Here is a 15,465-nt window from a genome sequence, read left to right as displayed (position 1 = left end):
AATTATCGATTCAGCCAAGGTTCAGGGTTCAGCTTTTCTTTCTCCCTGCGCAACTGGAAATGCAATACCGTCCGCCCATTATCCGTAGCGTCGGAAAAGACCTGGCCGATAGACTGCTTCGTCTTCACCGTATCACCAGCCTTAACGGAGGCAGAAGAAAGATTGCAATAAACAGAAATATAATCACCATGACGAATGAGAACGTTAAATAATCCGTTCAATTGGAATACAGCCGCCACCTTTCCATCAAAAATGGCACGTGCCTGTGCACCCGGTCTTCCCTGAATATCAATACCCTTGTTATCCAGTTTCACGTTGCGTAAGCCCTCTACAGCATATTGCCCGTAACGGCTGGTAATGATATAAGCTCCGGATATAGGCATTGGCAGTTTTCCGCGGTTAGCAGCAAAATTACCCGATAATTCCCGATCCGCCTTGCTCATGGTATAAGCATCAAGAGGTTTCGATTTCGCAGCCGCTTCCGTTGCAGTGGATTTCCCCTCCTTACTTTCCTCTTTCTTACGTGCAGCGGCTTCACGACGGGCTTCTTCCTGTGCACGCTTACGGGCACGTTCTATTTCTTCCGCAATTAATTTATCAATACGGGCATTCAGTTGATTGGCTTCCCTGCGTTTTTTATTAATCTCATTCTGCAATCCTTTCTGTTTCTTTTGCAGATTAGTCACCAACGTACGCTTCTCCTTTTCCTGTTCCTCCAGCTTGACCTTTTCGCTCTCGCGTTCCTGCAGCAGGCTCTCCTTGGCAGCTTTCACCTGTTGCCGTTCCGCTTTCTTCTTGCGTATCTGTTCTTGTTTCTTCAGGATTTCCTCCCCTTGCAGACGTTGATAAGTAGCATATTCACGGACATAGCGCATACGGCGGTAAGTCTGTCCCAAGTTCTTTGCCGAAAAAATAAACATCAGCTTCTCCTCTATCGACTTATTCTTATACAAGTACTGGACAGAAGCTTCATATTTCTTCTTTTTATCTTTCAAATCCTTCTCCAACCCTCTCAACTGACGTTCCAATGACGCCAGTTCACGCTGGATAGCTTCCACATCATTGTTTATAGCCATGATATAGCGTTTCCGTTCTTCAATCTGCCCCGTCAACACAGCCAAGCTGTTCAACTGGCTTCCCACATCTTTCTTTGTATTCTTCAATATAGATTCCGATTCGGCAATCTGTTTTTGCAGCGTGCCGCGTTTACTTTCCAGCTCACGAATCAACTTGTTCGATTGAGCGAAAAGAGGAACTGCCAACCAAAGGCAACTGATTAGAATAACAAAGAAACGTTTCATCATAATAAAGCTACCAGCATTTTTACTAATTCTTCCAAAGGAATTTGGTTATACTTAGACGTCAGTTCCGTCGGAGTCATTGAAAACTCCTGTGTCGAAAACTCATAAAGTTGAACTTTAGCCTTTTCCAATGAGGGGATTCCTATATCCTTTCCTGTCAGTTCTGTCTTTCCGCCAGGAAGAGAAGCATCCATCAATATCTTTTCCAAACGGGAGAATTCCACATTCTTCGATAACACATTCTTCAATTCAGCCTTTGTTGCACGAACGAAGCGTTTATTCATCCGGTCTACAAGCAGCACTTCGTCGGGAGTTACTTCTATACGTGCCACTTCCGTACGGAGAATAGGCATCAATAAGGAGATTTGTACCCGCTCATGAGTTTTCATTTTTAGGGTTCCCCCTACAGACATACTCCCCTTCTTACCGGGAATGGTCAATTGAAGCTTGGAAGCCAAATAACTGGAGGTCTGCGTCTTTGTCGAAGTCTTAGTTTCCGAGGTCGCTAAATGCTTCGAACTCTTACAGCCTGCCAACACTACCACCACCAACAATAGATAAACTATTCTTTTCATTCCGCAATATATTTCTTCTTTTCTATTTTCTGTTTCAACATCTTCGACTCGCTACCCATTTCCAGTGCCTTCTTCCAGTATTTCAACGCACCTTCCACATCACCGGTCATAAAATAAATATCTCCGCAATGCTCCACAATCACATCACTTTTCTCACCATCGTTCTTCATCGCATTATCAATGTAGATACGGGCTTCGGCATAGTTTCCCTTTTCGAAAAGAATCCAGGCATAAGTGTCGAGATAGGTTGAATTATTAGGTTCAGCTTTCACCGTTTTGTAACTCATCTCCTCCGCTTTGTCCAAATCACGACGTTCCACAGACAGATAATAAGCATAATTATTTAATGCGCCAATATTGGAAGGATTATATACCAAAGCCGAATCGTAAGCAGCATAAGCCTCCGCCATCTGTTTCTTGGTATGATAAATATCCCCCATGATAGAATAAAAATCTGAAACGACTTCTTTCCTCGTATCAGGAGCTATATGTTCCAATGCTCTATTACAAACACTCAATACACTATCTCCCTGTTCTGCCTGATGATAAGCGATAGCCAGATAATAATAAAGTTCCAACGCATCCGGAGTGGCTTCAATGCCCGGTTCGCAGACCTTGATAATTTGCTTGTAATCTTCCTTCTTCACCGCCGCACTGACTAGCATCAAACGGGCAGCCTTATTAGTAGGATCCAGATCAACCACCTGCTCCAATACCGGCACAGCTTCCTGTTCCATATTCTTCGACAACAGGTATTGAGAATAAAGCATCGGTATCTGCGGATCATCCATATCCTGCTTCATCATCCGGTCAAACAACTCAATCACCTGAGTGCTATCTTTAGCGGATGACTGTTCATTTTCCGCAATCACCTGTCTCATGACACTGATTTTAGTATCAGAAGTCACCTTTTTGTTCAATAACAACGTATCCAGTTGCTGTTGATACAATTCTTTCTGACCGGTCTGTTCATAATAAGAAGCCATCGAGAAAAGAGCCATCGGATTATCAGGTTCTACAGCCAGAACTTTCTGGTATACATCATAAGCTTCCTGCTTTTTCCCATTCTGAAGATATACATCTCCCAGGATCACCTGATAACGCATATCCATCGGATATTCCTGTACCAGACTTTCTATTTCCTGAAATGCTTTCTTATCATCTTTCATCTGAAGATAAATCCGGAATTTCTCCATAGACAGCTGCTCATTCTTACCCAGACGTTTCTCTAAACGGTTCAATGTGGAAATGACATCATTATACTTCTCCTGGCGACTGTAAATATCAAGAAGGCTGAACAAAGGGTCCTGTTTCGACGGGAAACGGGTGACCATCTTCTCAAGCAAAGCCGCAGCCTTATCCAATTCATTTTGTTGCTGATACAGACTGACCAATCCCTGACTATACCAATAGTTATCAGGCGCAAAAGCCACTGCCTGCTCCAGAGCAGCCTGACCTTGCGGCACCTGGCGAAGGAACATATAATATTGCGATATTTCATAAAGCGCAGAAGAAGCAGTGGGGTTGATATCCAGACAATGCTGTAGCAATCCAAATGCCGCATCATACTCATTCTTTCCTTTCATCCGCATGGCTTCCAAGAAGAAGTAGTCATATTTACGCTGTTGTTCAGCAGAAAGCCATGTTTCCTTCATCAAAGAAGCTCCATCTGCTTTCGCTGTTGTTTTTGCTGTACGCACAGACCGGATTCCCCCACACGAAGTGAGCATCAATACCGTCACGAACAGCCATCCTATTTTTATCTTCATTCTATTTTCTCCATTAAGCATTCATCATACTCCGGTATGTCCGAAACCACCGGCTCCCCGTTCTGTTTCATCCAGCACCTCTACTTCCTGCCATGCAGGCTGTTCGTGCTTCGCTATCACCATCTGCGCGATACGTTCACCGTCTTCAATCACAAACGTTTCAGAGGAGAGATTGACTAAAATGATACAAACTTCCCCACGATAATCCGCATCAATCGTACCCGGAGAATTGAGCACCGTAATCCCTTTCTTGATTGCCAGTCCGCTACGTGGACGAACCTGTGCCTCAAATCCCTTCGGCAAGGCGATATACAGTCCTGTCGGCACCAGACAACGTTGCAACGGTTCCAGTGTGATAGGTTCAGAAAGATTAGCACGGATATCCATTCCTGCGGACAATTCAGTGGCATAAGCCGGAAGCGGATGCTTCGATTTATTGATAACTTGAATATTCATAAATGCATGTTTACTATTTAACGGGCGAAAATACACATTTTGAACTGAAAAATAGTTAAGTTTGCAGTTAAATAATGTACCGTTCCCTAAATTGTAAATAGTAAATATAGTCAAATCGTAAATAAAATGATGAATTGGAACCAATTAATATCAGCGAAACGTTTCGGAATGGAAGAATTCCATGAGGAACGACAGGAAAACCGATCCGAATTCCAACGGGACTATGACCGTCTTATTTTTTCGGCTCCTTTCCGCAGATTACAGAACAAAACGCAAGTATTCCCTCTACCGGGCAGCGTTTTTGTACACAACCGCCTTACGCACAGTCTCGAAGTCGCCAGCGTCGGTCGTTCACTCGGGGACGATGTTGCCAAAGCACTTCTGGAACGTCATCCGGAACTTCAGGATTCTTTCCTGCCGGAGATCGGCTCTATCGTTTCAGCCGCTTGCCTGGCACACGATTTGGGCAACCCGCCTTTCGGTCATTCAGGCGAAAAGGCCATTTCCACTTTTTTCTCTGAAGGGAAAGGAGTCCGTCTGAAAGAGAAACAGCCCGACGGAGAGCAACTTTCTCCGATGGAATGGGAAGATTTGACACATTTTGAAGGAAATGCAAATGCCTTCCGGATACTTACACATCAGTTCGAGGGACGTCGCAAAGGCGGATTCGTTCTAACATATACCACCTTGGCTTCTATTGTAAAATACCCCTTTTCATCGAGCCTTGCAGGAACAAAATCCAAGTTTGGCTTTTTCGTCAGCGAAGAAGAAAGCTTCCACAAAATTGCAACAGAATTAGGACTGATATTGCTCAACGAACATCCTTTGAAGTATGCGCGCCACCCGTTAGTTTATTTGGTTGAAGCAGCAGACGACATTTGCTATCAGATGATGGATATTGAGGATGCATATAAACTGAAGATTCTCACCACAGAAGAAACCAAGGAGCTATTAATGGCCTATTTCAGCGAAGAACGACAGGAACATCTCCGGAAAACATTCCTGATCGTCAACGATGTCAACGAGCAAATCGCCTACCTGCGTTCTTCCGTCATCGGTTTATTAATCCGGGAGTGTACCCGTGTCTTTTTAGATCATGAACAAGAAATACTGTCCGGCACGTTCGAAGGATCACTGATCAAGCGCATAGCCGAGCGTCCGGCAGCAGCCTATAAACACAGCGTCGAAGTATCTATCAACAAAATCTACCGTTCACGGGATGTACTGGACATCGAGCTGGCGGGGTTCCGCATCATCAGCACCTTACTAGAATTGATGATAGATGCCGTAACTTCACCCGAAAAGGCTTATTCCAAACTCCTGATCGACCGGGTTTCCAGCCAATACAATATAAAATCGCCCATACTCTATGAAAGAATACAGGCGGTACTTGACTATATATCTGGAATGACCGATGTCTTTGCTCTTGATCTTTATCGTAAAATTAACGGGAACAGTCTGCCTGCGGTGTAACCACTTTAGGAGTAAACACTTCTTCCCCTCCACAAGAAGACAATCTCAACGCATCCGGATGGCTTTCAATAAACGTCTGGATGTGTCGAATCCGTTTATCCTCGAGAATTTCGTCTACAGCAATCAGGATACCGGTTTCTTCCACATCACCGAATTCATAATTGATAGCTGTTCCGAACATACGCATCGTAGGGCTTAGGCTCATATATGCATTTACCAACGGAGGTATATTATACCCCAGTTTACGGATTTCACAATTCAATATTTTATAGTCTTCCTTGAAAGAATGCTTGCAGAAGAGAGATTTCAACTCTGCCTCGGAAGTTTCAAGTTTCAGAGGCTCGATCGGAGTGACAAGTTTCTCTTTGTCATAAAAATGCTTCTTAAGGAAATGAAGAATCATATCACGCCCACGACGATGATAGCTCGGATACATGGTCACTTTACCAAAGAAATATTTCACATTCGGCATAACCACGGTCAACGCTCCCAATCCATCCCACAAGTTATCTAAGGCAAACAAACCTTTGCTTCCGGCACGGGTAGACTGATATTCAAGCGTAACGAACGAACGCCCCAATTCAATTGTCTGCGGCAAGTATTCTTTAATAAAAGCATCAGAAAAATGAAACATATGGGAAGTAGCCAGAATCGGAGCACCTTTTTCATCAAAACGCACGTCCGTACCTAGCAAATACCGGTAACCACCCAGAATTTCTTCCGCTTCCGGATTCCATACAATCAACTGCTTATAGGGGTGTTCCATCGTGTCGTATTCATCGATATCCATTGACAGACCTGTACCTCCACCAGCAGCACGGAAAGCTATCTCACGCAAACGACCAATCTCTCTCATTACATTAGGAGCATTCTGATGAGTAATAATATAAATCTGATTATTACTCTTATTCGTCATTCGTAAGCGCCTGTCTTCCGTCAATTCTGCTTTTAGCAGTTCTTTGCTTACCGGTTTAATAATCTCTTCCATATTCCTTGTTATAGTTGTTCTATCAGTTACAGTTTATAAACAATATCCTTTACGTATTCAGCCCACTGCGCAGGAGTTTTCGATTTATCAAAAGTCTGCCAGGGTATGGGCTTTCCAAAAGTGACAGTAAAAGTTTTGTGGCGATTCTTAAACATTTCATCCGCAAGATACAACATAGCAATGTTAAACTTAATGCCCAGTGCCTTGCAAACATTTGCCAGATTGTAAAAGAAGTCAGAATTCCTACCCCCAAAATGCACGGGTATTACATCACGTTTTGTTTGTATGCTCTTTACTACAAATGTCTTTTTCCATTCCACGTCACGAATGACTCCATTGTGACGGCGCGAACACAGTCCGGCAGGAAACATAATCAACTGATCGTCGGAATGGAATCCGGCTTCCACCATCTTCGGGAAATCCTTTGCTTGCTTGCCGGTTTTATTAATAGGTATGCAAAGGGGAGCCAGCCCGCGTAGATTCATCAACAAATCATTCACTAGGTATTTCACTTTCCCATCATAATGTTTTCCTAACACATAACCAAGCGCAACACCATCCTGTCCGCCCAGCGGATGATTGGAAACAAAAGTGTACAGACCATCCTTAGGCAAATTCTCAATGCCTTTTACATCCACTTTCGCATCCAGAAAATCCATACACGCTTCCAGAAAGTCCACTCCCAGTTTATCCTTCGACTCATTCAGGAATACATTAATTTCATCCTGATGAATAATTTTCTTCAAGTAAGAAATCACGAACTTAGGGACGTACTTATAACGCTTCGGAGCCTTTGTCCGAAGTATCTTATCGACATCGATCAAAAATAAAGAGTCATCAGTCATTCTTTTCAAATAAAAATGATGGCACAAAATTAACGGTTCTTTTTTATTAATCGCAATAATTTGGTAGAAAATGCAGGATTTAAGTTCAGAAGATAAAAAAACACCACCCAAAAACTATCAAAAATGACCTAAAAACTATCCGCGGATAGTTTTCGGGTAAAAAACGTCTGTTTTTCCCCTACCGGGTTTCAGAAATTCATGTAAACTTGCAACATCGAAAATAACAAACGAATATTCACCTTTAAAAAGCAACACATTATGAAAAGTTTAAGCTTCAGAAAAGATTTAGTAGGAGTACAAGATGAATTACTACGCTTCGCTTATAAACTGACAACTGACCGTGAAGAAGCAAACGATTTGTTGCAGGAGACATCATTAAAAGCATTAGATAATGAAGATAAATATACCCCTGATACAAATTTCAAAGGATGGATGTATACCATCATGCGCAATATATTCATAAACAACTACCGCAAGGTAGTCCGCGACCAGACATTCATCGACCAGACAGACAATCTTTATCATCTGAATTTGCCACAGGACGGAAGTTCTGAAAATACAGAAAGAGCATACGACCTGAAAGAGATGCACCGTGTAGTCAACAAACTCCCCAAAGAATACAGGGTCCCGTTCGCGATGCACGTTTCAGGATTCAAATACCGTGAAATTGCGGAAAAATTGAACCTGCCGTTGGGTACAGTGAAAAGCCGTATTTTCTTCACGCGCCAGAAATTACAGGAAGAATTGAAAGACTTCCGCTAAACCTTAACTATATAAAACTCAGTGATTTTGAGTCACATATTTCTTTAATACAGATTTTTAGTTTTGATAATGATTAAAAGGCAGAAATACTCCGGTATATTCTGCCTTTTCTTTTATTGCAAAGATTAGTTGTCCGACACCCGGGTGTCAGACACACCGGCACCCGGATGTCAGGCATGCCGAGACCCGGGTGTTGGGAGTACCGAGACCCGGGTGTCAGTCTATTTATTATTGCATAGAAATAAAACTCTTTTCTCTATATTATCAAATTTTACCTATACAGACATTTTTTTTCGTTCTGCGGGCACAAGCTCCCCACCAGTAAAGCATTCTCGAAGGCACATCATTTTCAAGCAAATAGACATTTAACATTCTGTTGAAAACTTCTCTGAAAGTTTTTTATGGAAAGTTGTGGGGAATTGTGGGGAATTTCATACTTTTACGGTCGCTTATTATAATAAGGTAATGATACGTTTTTTAGGAAATATTGAAGCCAGGGCGGACGCCAAAGGAAGGGTGTTCATACCCGCCACCTTCAGGAAGCAATTACAAGCCGCTTCTGAAGAGAGGCTTATTATGCGTAAAGACGTATTTCAGGACTGTTTAACCCTGTACCCCGAGAGCGTGTGGAACGAGGAGTTGAACGAGCTACGTAGTAGACTTAACAAATGGAATAGCAAACACCAACTTATTTTCAGGCAATTCGTGAGCGACGTTGAAATAGTGACACCTGATAGCAATGGGCGCATATTAATTCCGAAACGGTATTTACAGATTTGCAGTATCCATGGGGATATCCGCTTTATCGGCATCGACAACAAGATAGAGATCTGGGCGAAAGAACGGGCAGAACAGCCTTTCATGTCACCCGAAGAGTTCGGTGCAGCATTAGAAGAAATTATGAACGATGATAATAGACAAGATGGAGAAAGATGAATTGACATATCACGTACCTGTATTGCTGAAAGAAAGCGTTGACGGTATGAATATCCAACCGGATGGAACGTATGTAGACGTCACATTCGGAGGAGCGGGACATTCGCGCGAGATCCTTTCACGGCTCGGAGAAGGCGGACGTCTGCTGGGTTTCGACCAGGACGAGGACGCTGAACGGAACATTGTCAACGATACTCATTTCATCTTCGTGCGCAGTAACTTCCGCTATCTGCACAACTTCCTGCGTTATCACGACATCGAGCAGGTAGATGCGATTCTGGCCGACCTCGGCGTATCTTCCCATCATTTCGACGATAGCGAGCGTGGCTTCTCCTTCCGTTTTGACGGGGCACTGGATATGCGCATGAACAAGCGTGCCGGAATGACAGCAGCAGATATCGTGAATACTTATGATGAAGAACGCCTTGCAAACATCCTCTACCTGTATGGAGAACTAAAGAATAGCCGCAAACTGGCTTCTGTCATCGTTAAAGCCAGAAGCGGACAGTATATCCGGACCATCGGTGAATTTTTGGAAATCATCAAACCGCTTTTCGGTCGTGAACGCGAAAAGAAAGAGTTGGCAAAAGTGTTCCAGGCACTGCGAATTGAAGTAAATCAAGAGATGGAAGCATTGAAGGAGATGTTGCAGGCTGCTACGGAGGCATTAAAGCCGGGCGGCAGACTGGTAGTTATCACCTATCATTCGTTGGAAGACCGTATGGTGAAAAACATCATGAAGACAGGCAATGTAGAAGGAAAAGCGGAAACCGACTTCTTCGGCAATCTGCAAACACCTTTCCGCCTTGTCAACAATAAGGTAATCGTTCCCGACGAAGCAGAAATAGAACGAAACCCGCGGTCGAGAAGTGCCAAATTACGAATTGCAGAAAAGAAGTAAAAAGATATGGAAGAAGAAGTAGTAAATAAGAAAGCAGAAGAGGGCAAGAAGAAAAAACGTACCTCACTGAAGAGTATTCTGGGTGGAGACATTCTGGCTACCGATTTTTTCCGCCGTCAAACGAAGTTGCTGGTACTTATCATGGTATTTATCATCTTCTATATTCATAATCGCTATGCCAGTCAACAACAGCAGATCGAAATAGACCGGCTGAAAAAAGAATTGACAGATATTAAATATGACGCGCTGACACGCAGTTCGGAGCTAATGGAAAAGAGCCGCCAGTCGCGCATTGAAGATTATATATCAAGTAAGGAAAGCGATTTGCAGACATCGACGAATCCTCCCTACCTTATTAAATAAGTGAGAGTGGATAGTTGATAAATGATAGTTAAAAAAGAAAGGCGCTGTGGCAGTTAATAAAAAAGAACATAATGACCCGTTACTTCTTCGTCATCCTGTTGATGGCGTTGATAGGAGTAGCTATTGTTGTAAAAGCAGGCATCACCATGTTTGCCGAACGACAATACTGGCAGGATGTGGCTGATCGTTTCGTAAAAGAAAATGTGACGGTGAAACCCAATCGTGGAAACATTATTTCTTCTGACGGTAAACTAATGGCCAGTTCTCTGCCCGAATACAGAATATATATGGACTTTATGTCTGGTGAAAAAGATGAAAAACGCAGGCAGAAAGATCAGGCACGACGTGATTCTATCCTCAACGCGAACATGGATTCTATCTGTATCGGACTTCACAAGATATTCCCGGACAAGAGCGTGGCACAATTCAAGGCACATCTCAAAAAAGGACGCCAGGCAAAAAGCCGCAATTATCTGATTTATCCGAAACGTATCTCCTATATACAATATAAAGAGGTAAAGAGACTACCTGTGTTCTGTTTGAACCGGTATAAAGGCGGATTCAAAGAACAGGCTTACAATCAGCGTAAGAAACCGTTCGGTTCACTGGCTGCCCGTACATTGGGAGACGTGTATGCAGACACAGCCAAAGGAGCGAGAAATGGTATCGAGCTTGCTTTCGACACCATCCTGAAAGGACGGGACGGATTGACACACCGCCAGAAAGTGATGAACAAATACCTGAACATTGTCGATGTGCCGCCGGTTGACGGTTGCGATCTGATTAGTACTATCGACGTAGGTATGCAGGATATTTGCGAGAAAGCGTTGGTGGATAAACTAAAAGAGTTGAATGCCAGTGTGGGTGTGGTGGTATTGATGGAAGTAGCTACCGGAGAGGTGAAAGCCATCGTCAACATGATGCAAGGCAAAGATGGTGAATACTACGAAATGCGCAACAATGCCATCAGCGATATGCTTGAGCCGGGGTCTACTTTCAAAACTGCCTCTATCATGGTAGCTCTTGAAGACGGAAAGATCACTCCGGACTATGTGGTAGACACCGGTAACGGACAGATGCCGATGTACGGACGTGTCATGAAAGACCACAACTGGCATCGCGGAGGATACGGAAAACTGACTGTTACGGAAATCCTGGGAGTGTCGTCCAACGTCGGTACCTCTTATATAATAGACCATTTCTACGGCAGCAACCCGCAGAAATTTGTAGACGGATTGAAACGGATGAGCATCGACCAACCGTTACACCTGCAAATTTCGGGAGAAGGAAAACCGAATATACGCGGTCCGAAAGAACGTTATTTTGCAAAGACAACTTTGCCGTGGATGAGTATCGGCTACGAGACACAGGTTCCGCCGATCAATATTCTCACATTCTATAATGGGATAGCCAACAATGGAGTCACCGTACGTCCGAAGTTTGTCAGAGCTGCCGTGAAAGATGGGGAAATCGTGAAAGAATATCCGACAGAGGTGATCAATCCCAAGATTTGTTCGGATAAGACTTTGGCACAGATCCGTGAGATTCTCCGGAAAGTGGTCGGTGAAGGACTTGCCAAACCTGCGGGAAGCAAGCAGTTCCACGTTTCAGGAAAAACAGGAACAGCGCAGATCTCACAGGGAGCAGCCGGATACAAAACGGGAAGAACGAATTATCTGGTTAGTTTTTGCGGATATTTCCCGTCAGAAGCGCCTAAATATAGCATGATTGTCTCTATCCAGAAACCGGGATTACCGGCTTCGGGAGGTTTGATGGCAGGTAGTGTGTTCAGCAAGATTGCAGAAAGGGTGTATGCCAAAGACCTGCGGTTACCGCTGACCAATGCGATTGATACTAATTCCGTAGTCATTCCGAATGTAAAAGCCGGAGAGATGCGCGAAGCGCAACGGGTATTGGAAGAGCTGCAGATTAATGTACAAGGCAAAATTGCTGATTCGGGCAAAGAAGTTTGGGGAAATACCCATTCTGCCCCACAAGCTGTAGTTCTTGAAAGCCGGAGCAATATGCAGAATTTTGTACCCAGTGTGATAGGTATGGGAGCGAAAGACGCTGTGTACTTGTTGGAAAGCAAAGGATTGAAAGTCAACCTGGTCGGCGTGGGCAAAGTAAAAAGCCAGTCGATAGCCAACGGAACGATTGTAAAGAAAGGACAGACGGTGACGCTTACGCTTCATTAAAAATTAAAGATTAAAAATTGAATAGAGTGATGTTATTAAATGAGTTACTGAAAGCAATCCAACCGGTAGAGATAGCCGGAGATTCAAACATAGAAATCACCGGTGTCAACATCGACTCCCGTCTAGTGGAAGTCGGACAGCTATTCATGGCAATGCGTGGCACACAAGCCGACGGCCATGCTTATATACCTGCTGCCATTGCAAAAGGAGCGATCGCCATCCTCTGCGAGGATATGCCGGAAAAACCCGTAGCGGGGATCACCTATATACAAGTAAAAGACAGCGAAGATGCGGTAGGAAAGATTGCCACTACCTTTTACGGAGACCCGACTTCCAAGTTGGAACTGGTCGGTGTTACCGGAACGAACGGAAAAACAACAATCGCTACCTTATTATATAATACATTCCGTTATTTCGGATATAAGGTAGGATTGATTTCTACCGTTTGCAATTATATCGATGACGAACCGATTCCGACAGAACATACTACTCCTGATCCAATCACGTTGAACTGTCTGTTGGGACGGATGGCAGATGAAGGATGCAAATATGTTTTCATGGAAGTCAGCTCCCACTCGATTGCACAGAAACGTATCAGTGGATTAAAGTTTGCAGGAGGGATCTTTACCAATCTGACCCGCGACCATCTCGACTATCATAAAACAGTAGAGAATTATCTGAAAGCGAAGAAAAAGTTCTTTGACGATCTGCCGAAAAATGCATTCAGCCTGACCAATCTGGACGATAAAAACGGACTGGTAATGACGCAGAACACACGTTCGAAGGTCTATACTTATTCATTGAGAAGTCTTAGCGACTTTAAAGGACGGGTATTGGAGTCTCATTTTGAAGGGATGCTGCTCGACTTCAACAATCATGAACTGGCAGTTCAGTTTATCGGAAAGTTCAATGCTTCCAATTTGTTGGCGGTATTCGGGGCGGCAGTTCTGTTAGGTAAGAAAGAGGAAGAGGTGCTTGTAGCTCTTAGCACACTTCATCCGGTAGCCGGACGCTTCGATGCGGTCCGCTCACCGCAGGGAATTACGGCGATTGTTGATTATGCACATACCCCGGATGCTCTCATTAATGTACTGAACGCTATTCATGGAGTGCTTGAAGGAAAAGGAAAAGTGATTACTGTGGTAGGCGCCGGCGGCAACCGCGACAAGGGCAAACGCCCCATCATGGCAAAGGAAGCTGCCAAAGCGAGTGACCGCGTCATCATCACTTCCGACAATCCGCGCTTTGAAGAGCCACAAGACATCATCAATGATATGCTTGCCGGACTGGATGCGGAAGATATGAAGAAAACACTAAGCATTGCCGACCGTAAAGAAGCAATTCGCACGGCTTGCATGCTGGCAGAGAAAGGAGATGTAATTCTCGTTGCCGGAAAAGGACATGAGAATTACCAGGAGATAAAAGGAGTGAAACATCATTTTGATGACAAAGAAGTACTCAAAGAAATTTTTAAATAATGAATAGACTGTGCTAATATGCCGACCGGCTTCGTTATCTATCCGACAGCAACCGGCATAACAACACATCAATAAATTGGCAAATTATTTATGTTATACTATCTATTTGAATGGCTACATAAGCTCAATTTTCCAGGAGCGGGAATGTTCGGATATACCTCATTCCGTGCTTTGATGGCAGTTATCCTCGCGTTACTGATTTCAAGTATCTGGGGAGACAAGTTCATCAACCTACTCAAAAGGAAACAAATCACAGAAACGCAACGTGATGCTAAAACCGACCCGTTCGGAGTCAACAAAGTAGGCGTCCCGAGCATGGGTGGTGTTATCATCATTGTAGCCATCCTGATACCCTGTTTACTGTTAGGTAAACTGCATAATATATATATGATACTGATGCTGATCACCACCATATGGTTGGGATCACTCGGATTCGCAGACGACTATATCAAAATCTTCAAAAGAGACAAGGAAGGTTTGCATGGCAAGTTCAAAATCATCGGTCAGGTTGGTTTAGGCTTAATTGTCGGAATGACTTTATACCTTAGTCCGGACGTAGTGATCCGCGAAAATATCGAAGTTCATAATCCGGGACAGGAGATGGAAGTAATACACGGAACGAATGACCTGAAATCTACCCAGACAACGATTCCTTTTTTCAAGAGCAACAACCTTGATTATGCCGATCTGGTATCTTTCATGGGAGAACATGCGCAAACAGCCGGATGGATATTGTTCGTCATTGTCACCATCATTGTAGTTACCGCCGTATCAAACGGTGCCAACCTGAATGACGGTATGGACGGAATGGCAGCCGGGAACTCGGCAATTATCGGTGCAACGCTGGGGGTACTGGCGTATGTATCATCGCACATCGAATTTGCAGGCTACCTGAACATCATGTATATTCCGGGTTCGGAAGAACTGGTAATCTATATCTGCGCCTTCATCGGTGCACTGATCGGTTTCCTATGGTACAATGCCTATCCGGCACAAGTATTTATGGGAGACACAGGCAGTCTTACTATCGGCGGTATTATCGCAGTGTTTGCCATCATCATCCACAAAGAGTTGCTGATACCGATTCTTTGCGGTGTATTCCTGGTAGAAAACCTGTCGGTCATCCTGCAACGGGCTTATTATAAGGCGGGAAAACGAAAAGGTGTGAAACAACGATTGTTCAAGCGCACACCGATTCACGATCACTTCCGCACTTCGATGAACCTGATTGAACCGGGATGCACGGTGAAATTCACCAAACCCGACCAACTGTTTCATGAATCAAAGATTACCGTCCGTTTCTGGATTGTAACGATTGTATTGGCAGCAATAACAATTATAACGCTTAAAATAAGATAAAATGAAGGCACAGATTACACGGATTAACGCGGTATTAACTGCATATCCCTTAAAACCGTGA

14 protein-coding genes are annotated in these 15,465 nt (G+C 43.8%); 8 read left to right on the top strand and 6 right to left on the bottom strand.

Going from position 1 to position 15,465, the window contains the following annotated elements; translation table 11 throughout:
• Positions 1-2: 2 nt before the first annotated feature.
• Genes NXX38_RS08500 through dut form a run of 4 tightly spaced genes read right to left on the bottom strand, consistent with a single transcriptional unit; the run spans position 3 to position 4,101 of the window.
• Complete coding sequence (locus NXX38_RS08500; RefSeq protein WP_148364144.1) at positions 3-1,304, bottom strand: murein hydrolase activator EnvC; 1,302 nt, start codon at positions 1,302-1,304, stop codon at positions 3-5.
• Complete coding sequence (locus tag NXX38_RS08495; protein WP_148364145.1) at positions 1,301-1,876, bottom strand: DUF4292 domain-containing protein; 576 nt, start codon at positions 1,874-1,876, stop codon at positions 1,301-1,303. The genes NXX38_RS08500 and NXX38_RS08495 overlap by 4 nt, the downstream gene beginning before the upstream one ends.
• Positions 1,873-3,645: a tetratricopeptide repeat protein gene (locus tag NXX38_RS08490; protein WP_148364146.1), complete on the bottom strand. Its 1,773-nt coding sequence runs from the start codon at positions 3,643-3,645 to the stop codon at positions 1,873-1,875. The genes NXX38_RS08495 and NXX38_RS08490 overlap by 4 nt, the downstream gene beginning before the upstream one ends.
• 24 nt (positions 3,646-3,669) lie before the next feature.
• Entirely contained in the window at positions 3,670-4,101 is a 432-nt protein-coding gene (gene dut, locus NXX38_RS08485) for a dUTP diphosphatase (protein ID WP_004307331.1), read from the bottom strand.
• 126 nt (positions 4,102-4,227) lie between these two features.
• Here dut and NXX38_RS08480 point away from each other — a divergent pair, with 126 nt between their 5' ends.
• On the top strand, positions 4,228-5,574 hold the full coding sequence (locus tag NXX38_RS08480) for a deoxyguanosinetriphosphate triphosphohydrolase (RefSeq protein ID WP_258979073.1): 1,347 nt from the start codon (positions 4,228-4,230) through the stop codon (positions 5,572-5,574).
• On the opposite strand, the gene NXX38_RS08475 is transcribed toward NXX38_RS08480, so the two are convergent.
• Both NXX38_RS08475 and NXX38_RS08470 read right to left on the bottom strand, forming a co-directional pair.
• Positions 5,546-6,562: a GNAT family N-acetyltransferase gene (locus NXX38_RS08475; protein ID WP_148364148.1), complete on the bottom strand. Its 1,017-nt coding sequence runs from the start codon at positions 6,560-6,562 to the stop codon at positions 5,546-5,548. The two genes, NXX38_RS08480 and NXX38_RS08475, sit on opposite strands and share 29 nt — an antisense overlap.
• A 26-nt stretch (positions 6,563-6,588) precedes the next feature.
• Positions 6,589-7,407, bottom strand: a complete 819-nt coding sequence (locus tag NXX38_RS08470; protein ID WP_148364149.1) for a 1-acyl-sn-glycerol-3-phosphate acyltransferase — start codon at positions 7,405-7,407, stop codon at positions 6,589-6,591.
• Between the two features lie 258 nt (positions 7,408-7,665).
• On the opposite strand from NXX38_RS08470, the gene NXX38_RS08465 reads away from it, so the two are divergent.
• From NXX38_RS08465 to NXX38_RS08435, 7 genes are all read left to right on the top strand, one after another.
• Complete coding sequence (locus tag NXX38_RS08465) at positions 7,666-8,169, top strand: RNA polymerase sigma factor (protein ID WP_004298201.1); 504 nt, start codon at positions 7,666-7,668, stop codon at positions 8,167-8,169.
• Positions 8,170-8,634: 465 nt separating this feature from the next.
• Positions 8,635-9,105: a division/cell wall cluster transcriptional repressor MraZ gene (gene mraZ, locus NXX38_RS08460; RefSeq protein WP_004307337.1), complete on the top strand. Its 471-nt coding sequence runs from the start codon at positions 8,635-8,637 to the stop codon at positions 9,103-9,105.
• Complete coding sequence (rsmH, locus tag NXX38_RS08455; protein WP_148364255.1) at positions 9,092-10,006, top strand: 16S rRNA (cytosine(1402)-N(4))-methyltransferase RsmH; 915 nt, start codon at positions 9,092-9,094, stop codon at positions 10,004-10,006. The genes mraZ and rsmH overlap by 14 nt, the downstream gene beginning before the upstream one ends.
• 6 nt (positions 10,007-10,012) lie before the next feature.
• Positions 10,013-10,369, top strand: a complete 357-nt coding sequence (locus NXX38_RS08450; RefSeq protein ID WP_148364150.1) for an FtsL-like putative cell division protein — start codon at positions 10,013-10,015, stop codon at positions 10,367-10,369.
• A 71-nt stretch (positions 10,370-10,440) separates the two neighbouring features.
• Positions 10,441-12,567: a penicillin-binding protein gene (locus NXX38_RS08445; RefSeq protein WP_195648970.1), complete on the top strand. Its 2,127-nt coding sequence runs from the start codon at positions 10,441-10,443 to the stop codon at positions 12,565-12,567.
• A 29-nt stretch (positions 12,568-12,596) separates the two neighbouring features.
• Positions 12,597-14,045 (top strand): UDP-N-acetylmuramoyl-L-alanyl-D-glutamate--2,6-diaminopimelate ligase, encoded by a 1,449-nt coding sequence (locus tag NXX38_RS08440; RefSeq protein ID WP_258981896.1) that lies wholly within the window; start codon positions 12,597-12,599, stop codon positions 14,043-14,045.
• A 90-nt stretch (positions 14,046-14,135) separates the two neighbouring features.
• Entirely contained in the window at positions 14,136-15,404 is a 1,269-nt protein-coding gene (locus NXX38_RS08435) for a phospho-N-acetylmuramoyl-pentapeptide-transferase (RefSeq protein WP_148364151.1), read from the top strand.
• The last annotated feature ends 61 nt before the right edge of the window (positions 15,405-15,465 follow it).

It is taken from the genome of Bacteroides sp. BFG-637, assembly GCF_024793605.1.
Taxonomy (GTDB): domain Bacteria; phylum Bacteroidota; class Bacteroidia; order Bacteroidales; family Bacteroidaceae; genus Bacteroides; species Bacteroides vicugnae.
Note: the sequence above shows the minus strand (reverse complement) of the source record. Positions and strands in the feature narration are given on the sequence as shown.